This is a genomic window from Roseateles sp. GW821-FHT09G09 (assembly GCF_059415965.1).
In genome coordinates, this window is record NZ_JBWKOG010000012.1 from 1 (window position 1) to 15,125 (window position 15,125).

At 64.2% G+C, this 15,125-nt stretch carries 15 protein-coding genes; 12 read left to right on the top strand and 3 right to left on the bottom strand.

Annotated features, from left to right (window positions below; all coding sequences use genetic code 11):
- The 8 genes from AC07O8_RS24885 to AC07O8_RS24920 all read left to right on the top strand — a co-directional run.
- On the top strand, window positions 1-1,764 hold a 1,764-nt coding region (locus tag AC07O8_RS24885), incomplete at its 5' end, for an RHS repeat-associated core domain-containing protein (protein WP_495050610.1).
- Window positions 1,765-1,782: 18 nt separating this feature from the next.
- Window positions 1,783-2,142, top strand: coding sequence for a hypothetical protein (locus tag AC07O8_RS24890; RefSeq protein WP_495050611.1), 360 nt, complete (start codon window positions 1,783-1,785; stop codon window positions 2,140-2,142).
- Between the two features lie 821 nt (window positions 2,143-2,963).
- The gene (locus AC07O8_RS24895) at window positions 2,964-3,290 is read left to right on the top strand and encodes a pentapeptide repeat-containing protein (protein WP_495050612.1); all 327 of its coding nucleotides are present in this window, start codon (window positions 2,964-2,966) and stop codon (window positions 3,288-3,290) included.
- A complete protein-coding gene (locus tag AC07O8_RS24900; protein WP_495050613.1) occupies window positions 3,291-3,473 on the top strand; it encodes a pentapeptide repeat-containing protein in 183 nt (60 codons plus the stop codon).
- 213 nt (window positions 3,474-3,686) lie between these two features.
- Window positions 3,687-4,559 carry an RHS repeat-associated core domain-containing protein gene (locus tag AC07O8_RS24905; RefSeq protein WP_495050614.1) on the top strand — a complete coding sequence of 291 codons (873 nt, stop codon included), beginning with the start codon at window positions 3,687-3,689 and terminating at the stop codon, window positions 4,557-4,559.
- 252 nt (window positions 4,560-4,811) lie between these two features.
- A complete protein-coding gene (locus tag AC07O8_RS24910; protein WP_495050615.1) occupies window positions 4,812-5,312 on the top strand; it encodes a pentapeptide repeat-containing protein in 501 nt (166 codons plus the stop codon).
- Complete coding sequence (locus AC07O8_RS24915; RefSeq protein ID WP_495050616.1) at window positions 5,309-5,635, top strand: hypothetical protein; 327 nt, start codon at window positions 5,309-5,311, stop codon at window positions 5,633-5,635. The genes AC07O8_RS24910 and AC07O8_RS24915 overlap by 4 nt, the downstream gene beginning before the upstream one ends.
- A 130-nt stretch (window positions 5,636-5,765) precedes the next feature.
- Complete coding sequence (locus AC07O8_RS24920; RefSeq protein WP_495050617.1) at window positions 5,766-6,068, top strand: hypothetical protein; 303 nt, start codon at window positions 5,766-5,768, stop codon at window positions 6,066-6,068.
- 162 nt (window positions 6,069-6,230) lie between these two features.
- Here the strand turns inward: AC07O8_RS24920 and AC07O8_RS24925 are convergent, their stop codons facing one another.
- Together AC07O8_RS24925 and yqhD are read right to left on the bottom strand one after the other, a co-directional pair.
- Window positions 6,231-7,148, bottom strand: a complete 918-nt coding sequence (locus tag AC07O8_RS24925; protein WP_495050618.1) for an AraC family transcriptional regulator — start codon at window positions 7,146-7,148, stop codon at window positions 6,231-6,233.
- Window positions 7,149-7,234: 86 nt separating this feature from the next.
- Window positions 7,235-8,398, bottom strand: a complete 1,164-nt coding sequence (gene yqhD, locus AC07O8_RS24930) for an alcohol dehydrogenase (RefSeq protein WP_495050619.1) — start codon at window positions 8,396-8,398, stop codon at window positions 7,235-7,237.
- A gap of 327 nt (window positions 8,399-8,725) precedes the next feature.
- Between yqhD and AC07O8_RS24935 the strand changes: the two genes are divergently transcribed.
- The gene (locus tag AC07O8_RS24935; protein ID WP_495050748.1) at window positions 8,726-9,661 is read left to right on the top strand and encodes a YihY/virulence factor BrkB family protein; all 936 of its coding nucleotides are present in this window, start codon (window positions 8,726-8,728) and stop codon (window positions 9,659-9,661) included.
- Here the strand turns inward: AC07O8_RS24935 and AC07O8_RS24940 are convergent.
- Window positions 9,552-12,548, bottom strand: coding sequence for a hybrid sensor histidine kinase/response regulator (locus AC07O8_RS24940; protein ID WP_495050620.1), 2,997 nt, complete (start codon window positions 12,546-12,548; stop codon window positions 9,552-9,554). The two genes, AC07O8_RS24935 and AC07O8_RS24940, sit on opposite strands and share 110 nt — an antisense overlap.
- Window positions 12,549-12,604: 56 nt before the next feature.
- Between AC07O8_RS24940 and AC07O8_RS24945 the strand changes: the two genes are divergently transcribed.
- The 3 genes from AC07O8_RS24945 to AC07O8_RS24955 all read left to right on the top strand — a co-directional run bounded on the left by AC07O8_RS24945 (window position 12,605) and on the right by AC07O8_RS24955 (window position 15,095).
- Complete coding sequence (locus AC07O8_RS24945; RefSeq protein WP_495050621.1) at window positions 12,605-12,991, top strand: response regulator; 387 nt, start codon at window positions 12,605-12,607, stop codon at window positions 12,989-12,991.
- Window positions 12,992-13,093: 102 nt separating this feature from the next.
- Window positions 13,094-14,272, top strand: a complete 1,179-nt coding sequence (locus tag AC07O8_RS24950) for a zinc-dependent alcohol dehydrogenase (RefSeq protein ID WP_495050622.1) — start codon at window positions 13,094-13,096, stop codon at window positions 14,270-14,272.
- 25 nt (window positions 14,273-14,297) lie between these two features.
- Window positions 14,298-15,095, top strand: coding sequence for an SDR family NAD(P)-dependent oxidoreductase (locus AC07O8_RS24955; protein ID WP_495050623.1), 798 nt, complete (start codon window positions 14,298-14,300; stop codon window positions 15,093-15,095).
- Window positions 15,096-15,125: the final 30 nt, after the last annotated feature.

The following is a 15,125-nucleotide window of genomic DNA, read 5'->3' on the forward strand; positions in this document are numbered from 1 at the left end:
AGCCTGAGCGGCAGCACCTGCTCGCACACCTACGTGGCCAACACCTATGGCGCCTCGCCGGTGTACGCGTGCAACGCCGGCGACAGCCTGAGCGGGTCCACCTGCACGCACGTCGCCAGCGTGGCGGCCACGCCGGTGTACGCCTGCCCCGGCGGTTATTCGCTCAGCGGCACGACGTGCTCCAGGACCACGACGGCGGCTGCGACGATCAGTTCGTACACCTGCAACGGCCTGGGCTCGCCGAACGCGAGCCAGCAGTGCATCGGCTCGGCGATCGTCAGCGCCGACGAGAGCGACCAGGACCGTTGCCTGGCGGCGAATCCCTACTCGCTGGTGTTCGCGAGCTCAAGCCGCTCGGGGCGCAACATCACCTGCCGGTTCAGCGCGCAGCCTGTGTACAGCTGCCCGGGCGGCGGCTCGCTCAGCGGCAACCAGTGCACGAGCACTGTCACGCAAGCGGCGACGGTGAACAGCTACAGCTGCTCCAGCGGCACGGTGTCGGGCAGTAGCTGCCTGATCCCGTCGAACTACGGCGCATCCATCGCGAGCTGGGCGTGCAACGGCGGCGACTCGCTGAACGGGACGACGTGCTCGCAGTACGCCACGAGCACCTATGGCGCGACGCCGAGTTATGCCTGCAACGCGGGCGACAGCCTGAGCGGCAGCACCTGCACGCACACGGCGTCCAGCACCTACGGCGCGTCGGTGAGCGCGTGGGCGTGCAACGCGGGAGACTCGCTGAGCGGCAGCACTTGCACGAAGACCACGGCCAGCAACGCGACGCCGAACTACAGCTGCGCCAGCGGCACACTCTCGGGAAGTACCTGTCTCGGTGGCCGAAAGCAGTCGGAGACGATGTATGTCTATCTGGCGGGCAAGCAGATCGCGGAGGTGACAGCTGGGATCACGCAGTACCCGCACACCGACGCGCTGGGCAGTCCGGTGGCGCATTCGAGCGCGGCCGGGGCGGTGCTCAACCGGACGAGGTTCGAGCCCTACGGCTTCCCGGCTGCGGGCACCAAGCCGAGCAAGGCCACCAGCGTCATCGGCTTCACCGGGCATGTGCAGGATTCGGAGACGGATCTCGTGTACATGCAGCAGCGGTATTACGATCCGATTGCGGGAAGGTTTCTGAGTGTCGATCCCCTCATAACGGATGCCAATACAGGAAAGGGTTTCGGGGTCTACACGTACGTCGATAACAACCCTTATGCCAAGGTAGACCCGGACGGGCGCGATCCCGAGGAACGACCTGCCCCAAGGTCCGGAATTCCTCCTCCGGCCGACATGAAAATATTGGGTCAGGCAATCTATAACGTTCTGGATACCTTGTCGCAGCCGTTGCAAACGGGATTGAATGCGGCTGTATCGGCGGTAAGCGGCTCAGGTGACTCAAAGAGCACAAGTCAGTCAGGAGCGGCTGCCTCAGAAAAAGCGGTTGAGCGGAAGGATGCGTTTGTAGTTCGCGTGCAAGCGCAGGGAACATCCCTCAAGAACGAAACTTCTGTACCACTTGTTGGACCAGCTCCGATTCAGGTAGCAAGCGTGCAGACTGCGCTCACTGCTACAGCAGCTGGATTGACCCGAAAAGAACAGACTCGTATGGCGCCGGCTTTCGCGGCTGCAAGCGCGTGGGCTGATAAGGTCGCTGCAGGCGGCGGAATTGGACCAATTGGCAGCACCACATTCAACGTGCCAGGCTCCAAAGGAAGCGAGGCACGCGTAGATATTGAAATCCTTAAGGGACACAATATCGTTCCATAGACTATACGGAGCTACAGAATGATCGACGAAAAAAAGCTTGCGGAACTTGAAAATGCGCTTACTACAAAAGTGCGTAATCAGAGTCCGGATGCATCCCTCTATTTGCAAAGTTTGGCGCAAAAAGACGCTTACTTTGCAAGTCGGGTCCTTACCGCCGCTCGTAATGAAAGAATATTTCAAGTCTCCGTTGGTAACGACCTTTCGACTGTCGATGCGTTCTTCAAAACAACCGGTTGGGAAGAGAAGAGTCGACTTCTGCAGATAACCTATCCAGTGAAGTTGGTTAACCACGGCGAGGTTGCCGCATTGTTCGATTATTGGGTTATCAAACTAAAATCGGAAGAGTGGCTAATCAATCATTACAAAGCTCTATTCTAGGTGCCGTGCTGGGCTACGCCTACCAAGCCCAATTTCAGATCAGGCCTCGAATGAGATGCCATGCATCTCTGAATTCAATCAGAAGAATTTTCGCGTATTAGTAGTTGAGACGCAATGACTAGACTCCCACGGCAGGCACCATTTCACGCGGGAAACAAACACAATAACGAGTGACTCTTTGACAACCTTTTAGTGAATTCCTTTGCTTCGCTCCTAAGACACCCGATGGGGCGAACTTTGTCTGGGACATGCTAATAGTCGTTCCGCAGGTCATAAATCCCGGGGCAACATATCATTATCTGGATATAACGATAGAGGCCTCACCCCAACAATTGGGGCTGCACAAGGAAGTTGTTCGGATGGTAGGCCGACGCGGAAATGGGAAGAGTGATCAATGGTTTTCACTTATCTTGACTCGTCAACGCCTTGTTTTCCTGAGTTCAAGTTCGCGCTCGAAAATGAGACAAATGCGCAGTGAAGCAATCGGCGCCCGCAGCTCCAAGAACTTTTGGCGCACGCCGATGAAGCATGGTTTTGATATGACAAATTGCTATGTGGACTAGGCTGCAGCGCAGGCAGAGCGGCGCACTGAAAGGAGTTTCAATCGCTTTAGGCGCAATGCTAGTTATCTTGCCAATTGCTAGATCAGAATCTGACGCGTTGTTCTTTTCGAGCCTTCTTGCTTCGCTTCTTCTTTTGTTCGTCTTCTCCTGGCTCGTATTTTCGATCCGCTGCCCCTCCTGCAGATTGAGATTGGTCCCGTTGGCGATGTCCAGGCAGACCTTTGGGCAATGGTTCAATTGGCTTGATGAACAAGAACGATGTCCAAGGTGTGGGTGCAGCGCCGACGATCATTAACAGCCACAATCAATTTAAAAGATCAAGAACTTCAGGTGAATGTGCAAGGATTTACCGGCGCAAGGTTCGATGGCATGAACCTTCACCGCGCAGTGCTTGAGGGTAAGGACTTGTCCCAGGCAAGTTTTGTCGAAGCAGACTTGCGTGGGGCTCTGTTTACTCACGCAACTCTCAAAAGCGCCAACTTTGAGCGCGCAAAAATGATGAACGCCGCGCTGGACCATGCAGATTTGGAACGTGCGATCTTGACGCAAGCAAAGCTCATTGGTGCCAACCTTGCAGTGGCTTGATTGCGAAACGCCGACTTGTCTGGCGCGGACGTTGCATTTGCAGATTTCCGCGGGGCAGACATTCGCGGCGCAAACATGGCGTGTCTACGTCTCGCTGATGCCAACTTGGCGGATGCGTTGATCGATGACGCGACCGTGTTTCCTGAAGGGTTTGCCCTACCGGCCGATCTCAGGAGAGTCTGACAGCGGGAATTGAAGCCTCCTCGAAATCTTGATCCAGCCGGAAGTAGAGAATCCAACGCCATGGAGCCTCTACATGAAGAAATCCAGATTCACTGACAGCCAGATCTACGAATGCAAACGATCGCTTCCGGCCGGCCAAAAGCGCTTACCCGTGGGAGTTCCTGACGTCGATACGCACGCGGCAAGAACCTGTCGTGCTACTTCGCCGCCAACGTGACGAGCTACGCCTGCCCGAGCGGCGGCTCGCTCAGCGGCAACCAGTGCGTCACCACCAGCACGCAAGCCGCCTCGATCTCGAGCTACAGCTGCTCAAGCGGCACGGTGTCGGGCAGCAGCTGCCTGATCTCCTCGAACTACGGCGCATCCATCGCGAGCTGGGCGTGCAACGGCAGGGACTCGCTGAGCGGGACGACGTGCTCGCAGTACGCCACGAGCACCTACGGTGCGACGCCGACTTATGCCTGCAATGCGGGCGACAGCCTGAGCTGCAGCACCTGCACGCACGTGGCGTCCAGCACCTACAGCGCGTCGGTGAGCGCGTGGGCGTGCAACGCGGGAGACTCGCTGAGCGGCAGCACTTGCACGAAGACGACCGCAAGCAATGCGACGCCGAACTACAGTTGCGCCAGCGGCACGCTATCGGGCAGCACCTGCATCGGCGGGCGCAAGCAGTCGGAGACGATGTATGTCTACTTGGCAGGCAAGCAGATTGCGAAGGTGATAGGCAGGGTGACGCATTACCCGCACACCGACGCGCTGGGCAGTGCGGTGGCGCATTCGAGCAAGGCGGGTGCGCTGCTCAACAAGACGAGTTTCGAGCCTTACGGCTTTCCGGCCGCGGGCACCAAGCCAAGCAAAGCCACCAGCGTTATCGGATTCACCGGGCATGTGCAGGATTCGGAGACGGATCTCGAGTACATGCAGCAGAAGTACTACGATTCGATCCCGGGCAGGTTTCTGAGCGTGGATCCGATCGTTACCGATGCCAATACTGTGTACCCGAATTTCAGCCCTATGGATTATCTGAAAAATCTTGTTGTTGAATCAGCAAAGTTCATCGGCATAAGATGCGTTGCAATGCTCTGACCTTCATACAACGCAAAATGCGATATAGAAACCAGTCGTCGAGAGCTATGTTGGGCGTCTTCAAGCAGGAGAAGCCGCTACCGCAATCAAAGTTGATGGCAAGGTGATCGTCGATGGCAATCATCGTTACGTGGCTGGCAGGCTTGTAAGCCAAGAGCCAGCGCAGACCGCCGGAACTCTTTCCCCTTCGCAAGCTAGTAAGGTGCAGCCTGTGCAGAATATCAAGATTGATCCTTCCGACTGGGGCAATAGATGATCTCCATTGTTTGTCAGACAGGCGAGATAGTTCAGGTGAATGTGCAAGGATTCACCGGCGCAAGGTTCGATGACATGAACCTTCACCGCGCAATGCTTGAGGGTAAGGACTTGTGTCAGGCAAGTTTTGTCGAAGCAGACTTGCGTAGGGCTCTCTTTACTCACGCAACTCTCAAAAGCGCCAACTTTGAGCGCGCAAAATTGATGAACGCCGCGTTGGACCATGCAGATTTGGAACGTGCGATCTTGACGCAAGCCAAGCTCATTGGTGCCAACCTTGCAGTGGCTTGCTTGCGAGACGCCGACCTGTCTGGCGCGTCGTTTCCATCACAACTGATCTTGGCTTCCAGGTATCCGGTCCACTTTGTTGAAAAGCTGTCCGACGACGCAAACTTCGGCGGCAATGTGATCTACCGTGGAGACAATGGATCGATGGCTATCAGCTTTTTCGCGCCGACACAGCGGGAGCCAAGCAGTTCATCGGAGGGTCACGCGTGAATCCTCTGATGATTGCTCTTGTTGCCGGAGCGCCTGCCTTGTGCTATGCAATGTGGGCAGTATTGATTTTCAAGTCCGTCGGACGAGATATTGCAATTGCACAGAAGCGGACAGGTGAGCTGGGACAACCTGAGGGCGAGGGATTTAACGACTACGAGATGGATCTCTATCAACAATTGAAGCGAGGAGGGCATCCATCGGACATTTCTCCTGACCTCGCCGTCAGAGCACGTCGCGTAGGCCAACACTTGAAATGGAGTCAGCGGATTGCTGCGAGTTGGGTGGCAGCACTCACCCTCACATACTGGGTGATGGGAGGATGAATATTGCGCCTTCATTGATGGCGCGAGATGCTTCAATCATGCCCGCGCTAGCACCAATCTGGCGTTCAGCGGAGGCGTTTCCGGCGGCATTCCGGGTCAGGCGGCAAAAATGCGGAGCACAGGAGTGGGCATGCGAGTGACCAAGAGTCCAGTTTGTCCGCATTGCGGCGCGACGCCGGTAGCGGCGTTCTTTAAACCTCGCTTCAACTGTCTAGTCTGTAGAGCGCCGCTGGCGAGCAATCTACTCGCGGTAAGTTTGGTCGAATGGCTTATCGGCATGGGGCCAACTCTGTTGCTGGCTGCGGGACTTCAGCGGATCAGCATTCTTGGCGGGTGGTCTTTTGCGCAAGTGTTGCTTTTTCTGTTCGTCCCGGCATGCGGCGTTCATTGGCTTGTGTTGCGTCGTTTTTTGCGAATCTTCAACAGCCAGTGAAAGATGCACATCGACCGCAACGCGGCGAGGCAATTAGACGAAGAGTTGCCCGGTCATGGCGCGTCTTGTGATGCACGCAACTCGCTAGATGACACCCTAGCATCTGGTTCTTGTTAAGAATGATCTGGCCGCATGTCACGCAGCGCTTTGATCACCCCGCGATCAGCTCACTGACGGACTGAACGCCCTCAACCTCGCCACCTCATCCACGGGCGTGGCGCCGAAGTAGCGCTTGAACTCCCGGCTGAACTGCGACGGACTCTCGTACCCGACGCGCGTCGCCGCGACGCCGGCCTTCACGCCTTCGTTGAGCATGATCAAGCGCGCCTTGTGCAGCTTGTAGCTCTTCACGTACTGCAGCGGCGAAGTGTTGGTCACCGCCTTGAAGTTGTGATGGAAGGCGGAAACGCTCATGTTCACCAGCCCGGCCAGCTGCTCGACGCTGAGCGGCTTGGCGAAGTTGGATTCAATGTGCTGCAGCGCCTTCGTCACCTGCGCGAAGTGCGTGTGCCGGTTGGCAAGCGCCTGCAGCGCCGCGCCGCTGTCGCCGCACAGCACGTGATAGATGATCTCCTTGAGGATGAGCTTGCCCAGCACCTTCGCGTCGCGCGGGCGATGCATCGCGTCGAACAGCCGCTCGATCGCGCAGAGCACATCCTCGGTGAACGCCGCGCTGTTGACGCCCGCGGCGTCCAGGCTCGCGGGGCGGTCGAGGTTCTCGTCCTCCAGCTCGATCAGCAGCTCCTGGAGCACCGCCGTGTCGATGTCGATCGACACGCCGACGAAAGGCTCCTGCTTGCTCGCGATCGTCTGGCATTCGAAGGGCAGGGGCACCGTCAGCAGCAGGTAGTTCTCCGCGTCGTAGCGGAAGGTCTTCTCGCCGACATGCCCCACCTTCGCGCCCTGCGCCACGATGACGATCGACGGCTCGTACAGCACCGGCGTGCGCGGGTGCGGCGTCTCGGAATAGAGGATGCGCACGCCCGCCACCGGCGACGGCGTCGAGAAGGCGCCGGACTTGTAGCGGGTCGCGGTGTCGATGATCCGCCGCCGGATGCTGTCGTTGAGGGTAGTCGCCATGGGTGCTTCAAATGACTTCGGGCGCACGCGGTCTGCAGGCCGCGTGCGCCACGAAAGCGGGTGATCAGCGAGGAATCAGCGCCAGCTCAGCAAGCGGCTTCGAGGATGCGGCGGCTGTCGTCGAGCCGGACGTCCTGGTGCTCGCCCAGCGCCTTGCCGCCGTGCTCTTCCAGCTTGGCGATCATCGCCGGGATGGTGCTGCCGTCCAGGCCGTAGGCCGACAGGCGCGTGCCCACGCCCAGTTGCTCGAAGAAGGCGCGCGTCGCCGCGATCGCGCCGTCGATGCGTTGTTCCTCGCTGCCGTCGCGCAGGCCCCAGACCCGGTCCGCGTACTGCAGCAGCTTCGCGCGCTTCTGCTCCTTCTTGTACGCGAGCACCGACGGCAGCACGACCGCCAGCGTCTGCGCGTGGTCCAGGCCGTGCATCGCCGTCAGCTCGTGGCCGATCATGTGCGTTGCCCAATCCTGCGGAACGCCGGCGCCGATCAGGCCGTTCAGCGCTTGCGTCGCGCTCCACATGACGTTGGCGCGGACGTCGTAGTTCTCCGGCTCGGCCAGCGCGCGCGGACCTTCCTCGATCAGCGTCAGCAGGATGCCTTCGGCGAAGCGGTCCTGGATGCGGCCTTCGGCCGGGTAGGTCAGGTACTGCTCGACCGTGTGGACGAAGGCGTCCACGACGCCGTTGGCCACCTGGCGCGCGGGCAGGCTGTAGGTGGTCACCGGGTCGAGCACCGCGAACACCGGGTAGGTGTGGGCCGAGAAGAACGGCAGCTTGTCGCCCGTCGCCTTGCGGCTGACGACGGCGCCGTTGTTGGACTCGGAGCCGGTGGCGGGCAGCGTCAGCACGACGCCCATCTTCACGGCGTCGGCGACCTTGGCGCCGCGCGTCAGCAGGATCTCCCACGGATCGCGAGCGGCGTCGTACCGAGCCGCGGCGGCGATGAACTTGGTGCCGTCCGCGACGGAGCCGCCACCGACGGCCAGCAGGAAGTCGACCTGCTCGGCCTGGACGACCTCGACGGCCTTCATCAGCGTCTCGAAGGTCGGGTTCGGCTCGATGCCGCCGAACTCGAACACCGTGCGCCCGGTCAGCGCCGCGCGGACCTGGTCGAGCACGCCGTTCTTCTTGATGCTGCCGCCGCCGTAGGTGATCAGGATGCGCGCGTCCGCGGGGATCTCCCGTCCGAGTTCGGCGATCTGGCCCTTGCCGAAGAGGATCTTGGTGGGGGTGTTGAGGGTGAAGTTGTTCATGGCTGTCGGCTCCAGAAGGGGGTGAACGAGGATGCGTGTCGATGGAGCGGATTGTTCGCCGCGGACCGGATCCAGGCAACGCACGAAGCTGCCGGAGTGTTGCCCAATCCTGTTCCGGAGGCGATGAATGGGCAAACGGTCGTCGGTCCCCCCGGCGGGGACGGCCCCCTCTCCTGGGCGCGTCCGTTGCCCAGGGGAGGCATGAGCCCTTCATCCCCGGACACGACGCGCCTCGCCGAGCAGGCCGCAGACACCGCGACAACCACGGGAGCCGTGACCCCGGCGAACCCGGCGGCCCCGGCCACCCCGGCGGCCTCCGCCGCCTCGATGCCTTCCTGGTCGGGCCGGTCGCCCAGGACCTGGTGGTCGCTGCTGAAAGACTCGCTGTCGGCCTGGATCGACGACTACGCGCCCAGCATGGGGGCGGCGCTGTCCTACTACACCGTGTTCTCGCTGGGACCGCTGCTGGTGATCGTCATCTCGATCGCCGGACTGGTCTTCGGCGAGGACGCCGTGCGCGGCGAGCTCTTCGGCCAGATCGACGGCGTCATGGGGCCGGAGGCCGCCAAGGGCATCCAGGAGGTGCTGAGCAACGTCAGCAAGCCCAGCACCGGCATCGTGGGCACGGTGCTCGGCGTGGCCGTGCTGCTGATCGGCGCCACCACCGTCTTCGGCGAACTGCAGGACGCGCTCGACCGCATCTGGCGGGCGCCGGTGCGCGCCCGGACCAGCGGCCTCTGGGCGCTGGTGCGCGCGCGCCTGCTCAGCTTCGGGATGATCGTCGGGGTGGCCTTCCTGCTGCTCGTCTCGCTGGTGACCGGCGCCGTGGTCGCGGCGCTCGGCAAGTGGTGGGGCGGCTGGTTCGGCGGCTGGGAATGGTTGCTGCAAAGCCTCAATGCCGCCGTCGGATTCGCCATGACCATGGCGGTCTTCGCGCTGATCTACAAGGTCCTGCCCCGCGTGAAGGTGGCCTGGTCGGACGTCTGGGTCGGGGCTGCGGTCACGGCCACGCTGTTCACCATCGGGCGCATCCTGATCAGCCTGTACATCGGCAAGACCGGCGTGGCGAGCGGCTTCGGCGCGGCCGGCTCGGTGGCCGTGGTGTTCGTCTGGGTCTACTACTCGGCCCAGGTGTTCCTGGTCGGCGCCGAGTTCACGTGGCTCTATGCCCAGCGTCTGGGCTCGCGACGAGGGGGGCCGGCGGGCCATCGGACGGCGCCGGGCCGATCGACGCCATCAGCGCCTGGATCGCCTCCGCGCTGACCGGCTTCACGAGGTGGCCGTCGAAGCCGGCCTCGCGCGACTGGCGCCGGTCCTTCTCCTGCCCCCAGCCGGTGAGCGCCACCACCACCATGTTGCGACCCCACGGCGTGGCCTTGATCCTGGCGCAGGCCTCGAAGCCGTCCAGTCCCGGCATCCCCAGATCGAGCAGCACGAGCTCCGGCTGGAAGCGCTCGGCCTGCGCCACGGCGTCAAGCCCGTCCCGGGCGATGCGCGGGCTGGACCCCATCAGTTCGAAAAGCAACGCCAGGCTGTCGGCGGCATCGACGTTGTCATCGGCGATCAGCACGCGACGCCCGGCGAAGGTGTCCGGTCCGGCCGGGCCGGCCTCGACGTCCACGGGCCGCTCGGCATCGGCCGCCGCCGGCAGCCGCACGATGAATTCGCTGCCGTGCCCCGGACCGTCGCTGCGCGCCTCGATGCTGCCGTCGTGCAGCGCGACCAGGCCCTTGGCCAGCGACAGCCCGATGCCCAGCCCGCTGCGCTCGCGCTCGATCGAGCGGTCCACCTGGACGAACATCTCGAAGATCCGCGACAGCATGTCGGGCGGGATGCCTTCGCCATCGTCGCGGACCGTGACGACGACCTCGGCGCCTTGCCGCTCGGTCGTGATCTGGAGGTGTCCGCCGGGCGGAGTGAACTTCGCCGCGTTGGTCAGCAGGTTGGAGAACACCTGCGCGAGCCGGGTCGCGTCCGCCTCGACGAAGACGGGCCGGCCCGGCGCGGTCACGCTCAGCGTGTGTCCGGGCTGGTCGATCGCCGGCTGGCTGGTCTCCACGGCCGCCTGGATCACCTCGGCCAGCGGCAGGCGCGATCGGGTCATGCGGATCTTGCCGCTGGAGATCCGCGTGACATCCAGCAGGTCGTCGATGAGGCGCACCATCTGCACCAACTGGCGATCCATCATGCCCTGCACCCGCTGAAGGGCGGGCTCGTCCCGCGGCGCCAGCCGCCGGAACACCTCCAGCCCGTTCTTCAGCGGCGCCAGCGGATTGCGCAGTTCGTGCGCGAGGATGCCGAGGAATTCGTCCTTGCGCTGGTCGTTCTCGCGCAACTGCTCCGCCTGACTGCGCAGCATCTCCTCCATCGCCTTGATCTCGGTGATGTCCCGCGTGGTGCCGGCGACGGCGGTCACCTCGCCGTCCGGGCCGAGCACAGGCACGAAGATGTAGTCGTAGATGCGCCGGCCGAAGGCGCCGGCGAAGGGCACCTCGCCGCGCACCGGCTGGCCGGTGGCGACGACGCGATCGATCTCCTCGTCATGCATCGCGGCATGCCAGGGCTCGTAGCCCAGCTCCAGGCAGTTCCTGCCCACGGCCTCGTGCCAGGTCTTGCTCCACATCCGCAGCAGCACCTCGTTGGCATAGACGAAGCGGTGGGAGAGGTCGAACACATAGGCCAGGTCCGGCGTGTTGGCCAGGATGGCCTCGTACAGGCGCCGCTGGCCTTCCGCCTGCTGCAGCGCGGCCGCGAGGGCGACCTCGGCGCGCCGCTGCGCGGTGACGTCGAAGCCCTCGCAGAACACGCCGGTGACGCGGCCGTCTTCGTCGCGGATCGGCTCGTAGATGAAATCCAGCAGCCGCTCCTCTTCCTCGCGGTCGGGGGCGTAGCGGTAGCGCACCGGGGCGGACGAGGCGACGTAGCGCTGGCCGGTCCGGTACACCGCGTCGAGCTGCTCGAAATAGCCCTGTCCGGCGATGTCCGGGAAGGCCTCGCGCGCGGGCTTGCCCAGCCATGCCGCGCTGTTGAACAGGCGCAGATGGGCCCGGTTGACGAACTCGAACACATGGTCCGGGCCCTTCAGGATGCACACGAAACTGGGGGCCTGCTCGAAGATCCGGCGCAGCTCCTGTTCCGCGTGCACGCGCGCCCGCTCCCGCGCCAGCGCGTCGACGTCGGAGAGGGACCGCGCGATCTGCCGGGCGATCAGCGCCATGAACTCCCGGTAGTCGCCGTCCAGCGGGCGCTGCGGATTGAGCGCGGCGACGAGGGTGCCGAGCCGCTCGGCCCGGCCCTCGATCTGGATCGGCACGGCGATCACGCCGGGGATCGCACCAGGAATGGCGCCGGGCACTGAGCCGGGTACTGAGCCGGGCACCGAGCCGGTGATCGCGGCCTGGTCGCTGGCGAGGTCGGCTCCGAGCGCCGCGGGCCAGTCGACCCGTTGTCCCACCGGGGATGCCGTCTGCGCGACCCGGGTTTCGCCATGGCCGGATTGCCGCAGGTAGAGCGCGGCGTGCGGCACATCCTGCGTGCCCGTGCCCAGGACCGTCATCGCCCGCGCGCACACGTCGCGGGCATCGGCGGCGTCGGCGGTGGCCTCGGCCAGCGCCCTGAGGAAGGCGAGCCGCCGTTCGCCGACGACGCGCTGCGTCGTCTCCATCGTGACGGCAAGGATGCCGCCGACGCTGCCGTCCTCCACGCGAACCGGTCCGAACGAATACGAGAAATAGGTTTCCTCGGCGGCGCCGTGCCGCTCCAGCGCGAGGTAACCGTCGGGGATCCAGGTCGCCTCGCCGGTGGTCATCACGCCGGCCATCAGCGGTGCGATGACGTCGGCGATCTCGGTCCAGACCTCATGGATGCTGCGACCCAGCGCACCGGGATGCTTGTCGCCGAGCAGCGGCGCATAGGCGTCGTTGTAGAGCATGACCAGCCCCGGCCCCCAGAGCACCGCCATCGGGAAGCGGGAGCCCAGGCAGATGCTGACGGCGGAGCGCAGGCTCTGCGGCCACGTCTGCAGCGGGCCCAGCGGATGGTCGCGCCAGTCGAGGGTGCGCATGCGCGCGCCCATGTCGCCGCCGCCGTCGAGCCACCGCAGGCTGTCCGCGGCCGTGGACGGGGGAGGCGACGCTTGAATCAGGCTCATGGGGCGGGATGCTACTTGAGCAACGCGGCTCGGCGCGCGCCTTGCCCTGTCCAGGCATGGAGCACAAGCATTCGAGCGGTCCTTGCCGCATCCTGGTCGTCGATGACAACGTGGATGCCGCGGACACCCTCGTCGCGCTGCTGGACGCCTATGGCTTCTGCGCCTGCGCGGTCTACAACGGCGCCGAGGCCGTCCTTCTCGCGGAACTGCTGCGACCGAGCCTGGTCCTGCTGGACATCGACATGCCCGGCATGGACGGCTACGAGACGGCGGCGTGCATCCGGGGCACCGAGGACCATGTGCCCGCCAAGCTGGTCGCGTTGACCGCCCGGACCCAGCAGCGCGACCGCGTGCTCGTCGCGAGCGCCGGTTTCGATCTCCACGTCTGCAAGCCCATCGGCTGCGAGCAGCTGTGCGCGCTGGCGGAAGCGGCTTATCGGTGAACGGGCGGCGCCCGCCGATGCGCGGGCGCGACGGCGTACTGACGTGCGGGCGCCCGGCTTGCCTGATGAGCACGGCTCACCCTCTCCCAATGAAAGACTGCCATGCGTGCTCTCACCTACCACGGCGCACATGACGTGCGCGTCGAGAACGTTCCCGATCCCGTGCTCGCGGCGGAGGACGACATCCTCCTGCGCGTCACGGCCACGGCCATCTGCGGATCGGACCTGCACATCTTCCGGGGCAAGATCCCGGACATGAAGTCGGGCGACATCCTCGGCCACGAATTCATGGGCATCGTCGAGGAGGTGGGCCGAGGCGTCGTCAACGTCAAGCGCGGCGACCGCGTCGTGGTGCCGTTCACCATCTCCTGCGGCGACTGCTTCTTCTGCGGACGCCAGCTCTTCGCCGCCTGCGAGACGACCAACACCGGGCGCGGCGCGATCCTGAACAAGAAGGACCTGCGGCCCGGCGCCGGGCTGTTCGGCTACAGCCATCTCTACGGCGGCTACGCCGGCGGTCAGGCCGAGTACGTGCGCGTGCCCAAGGCGAATGTCGGTCCGCTGGTGATCCCCGACACGCGGCTCGGCGACGAGCAGGTCCTCTTCCTCTCGGACATCCTGCCGACGGGCTACCAGGCGGCGCTCAACGCGCAGGTGGCCCCGGGCTCCAGCGTGGCCATCTTCGGCGCGGGCCCGGTCGGCATGATGGCCGCGGCCAGCGCGCGGCTGCTCGGCGCGGAGCGCATCTTCATGGTCGATCATCATCCCTATCGCCTGGCCTTCGCGAAGGAGACGTACGGCGTGCTGCCGATCGACTTCGATCAGGTCGACGATCCGGCGCAGCTCATCATCGAGCAGACCGACCACCGCGGCGTGGACGCGTCGATCGACGCCGTGGGTTTCGAGGCCAAGGGCAGCACGGTGGAGACGGTGCTGGCCACGCTCAAGCTCGAGGGGTCCAGCGGGACGGCGCTGCGCTGGGCGATCGCCGCGACCCGCCGCGGCGGGATCGTCAGCGTGCCCGGCGTGTACGCGGGCTTCATCCACGGCTTCCTCTTCGGCGACGCCTTCGAGAAGGGACTGTCCTTCGCGAGCGGTCAGACGCACGCGCAGCGACACATGCCCGGCTTGCTCCGTCACATCGAGAGCGGCGAGCTCAAGCCGGAGCTGATCATCAGCCATCGCCTGCCGCTGGAAGATGCGGCGCGCGGCTACGAGCTCTTCAACAAGAAGGAAGAGGACTGCCGCAAGGTGGTGCTGATGCCGGCCGGCGGCGCCTGAGCCCCGCCTGTTCCAAGGAGCCCCCATGAACATCAACGACATCTCGGGACGGCCGCTGGCCGTGGTCACCGGCGCGTCGAGCGGCATCGGTCGGGCGCTGGCGCTCGAGTGCGCGCGCCATGGCTACGATCTGGTCATCGCCGCGGACCGCCCGCTGGACGACACCGCCGCGGCCTGCCGCGCGGAAGGCGTCACCGTGCAGACCGTCGACGCCGACCTCGCCACCGCGTCGGGTGTCGATGCGGTCCACGCGGTGCTGGGCGGCCGCCCGGTGGCCGCGCTGCTGGCCAATGCGGGCCACGGCCTGGGTCATGCGTTCCTGGACCAGGATTTCCTGGCGGTGCGCCATGTCATCGACACCAACATCACCGGCACGCTGGACCTCATCCAGCGCATCGGCCGGGCCATGCGGGAGCGCGATGCCGGGAAGATCCTGATCACGGGCTCGATCGCCGGCCTCATGCCGGGGAGCTTCCAGGCCGTCTACAACGGGACGAAGGCGTTCATCGACTCCTTCGCCTACGCGCTGGGCAACGAGCTGAAGGACACGAAGGTCACCGTCACCGTCCTGATGCCGGGACCGACGGACACCGAGTTCTTCCGGCGCGCGGAGCTGACCGACACCCAGGTCGGCAGCGGCAGCAAGCAGCCGCCGGAAGCAGTCGCCAAGACCGGCTTCGACGCGATGGAAGAGGGGGAGCGTTCGGTCGTGGCCGGTTGGAAGAACAAGGTCCAGGCGCTGCTCGCCAACGTGACGCCGGCCGAACTGCTGGCCGAGCAGCATCGGAAGATGGCCGAGCCCGGCGGCGCCGAGCGGACGTAGCGCCACGCCGCCATGCCGCCACGCCGCCAC

What these genes read in the sequence shown, in the direction of transcription:
- AC07O8_RS24935 (WP_495050748.1), top strand. Translation starts at nt 8,726, where the DNA reads ATGCCTTCCTGGTCGGGCCGGTCGCCCAGGACCTGGTGGTCGCTGCTG.
- AC07O8_RS24925 (WP_495050618.1), bottom strand. Translation starts at nt 7,148, where the DNA reads ATGGCGACTACCCTCAACGACAGCATCCGGCGGCGGATCATCGACACC.
- AC07O8_RS24890 (WP_495050611.1), top strand. Translation starts at nt 1,783, where the DNA reads ATGATCGACGAAAAAAAGCTTGCGGAACTTGAAAATGCGCTTACTACA.
- AC07O8_RS24910 (WP_495050615.1), top strand. Translation starts at nt 4,812, where the DNA reads ATGATCTCCATTGTTTGTCAGACAGGCGAGATAGTTCAGGTGAATGTG.
- yqhD (WP_495050619.1), bottom strand. Translation starts at nt 8,398, where the DNA reads ATGAACAACTTCACCCTCAACACCCCCACCAAGATCCTCTTCGGCAAG.
- AC07O8_RS24895 (WP_495050612.1), top strand. Translation starts at nt 2,964, where the DNA reads ATGTCCAAGGTGTGGGTGCAGCGCCGACGATCATTAACAGCCACAATC.
- AC07O8_RS24950 (WP_495050622.1), top strand. Translation starts at nt 13,094, where the DNA reads ATGCGTGCTCTCACCTACCACGGCGCACATGACGTGCGCGTCGAGAAC.
- AC07O8_RS24920 (WP_495050617.1), top strand. Translation starts at nt 5,766, where the DNA reads ATGCGAGTGACCAAGAGTCCAGTTTGTCCGCATTGCGGCGCGACGCCG.
- AC07O8_RS24955 (WP_495050623.1), top strand. Translation starts at nt 14,298, where the DNA reads ATGAACATCAACGACATCTCGGGACGGCCGCTGGCCGTGGTCACCGGC.
- AC07O8_RS24940 (WP_495050620.1), bottom strand. Translation starts at nt 12,548, where the DNA reads ATGAGCCTGATTCAAGCGTCGCCTCCCCCGTCCACGGCCGCGGACAGC.
- AC07O8_RS24945 (WP_495050621.1), top strand. Translation starts at nt 12,605, where the DNA reads ATGGAGCACAAGCATTCGAGCGGTCCTTGCCGCATCCTGGTCGTCGAT.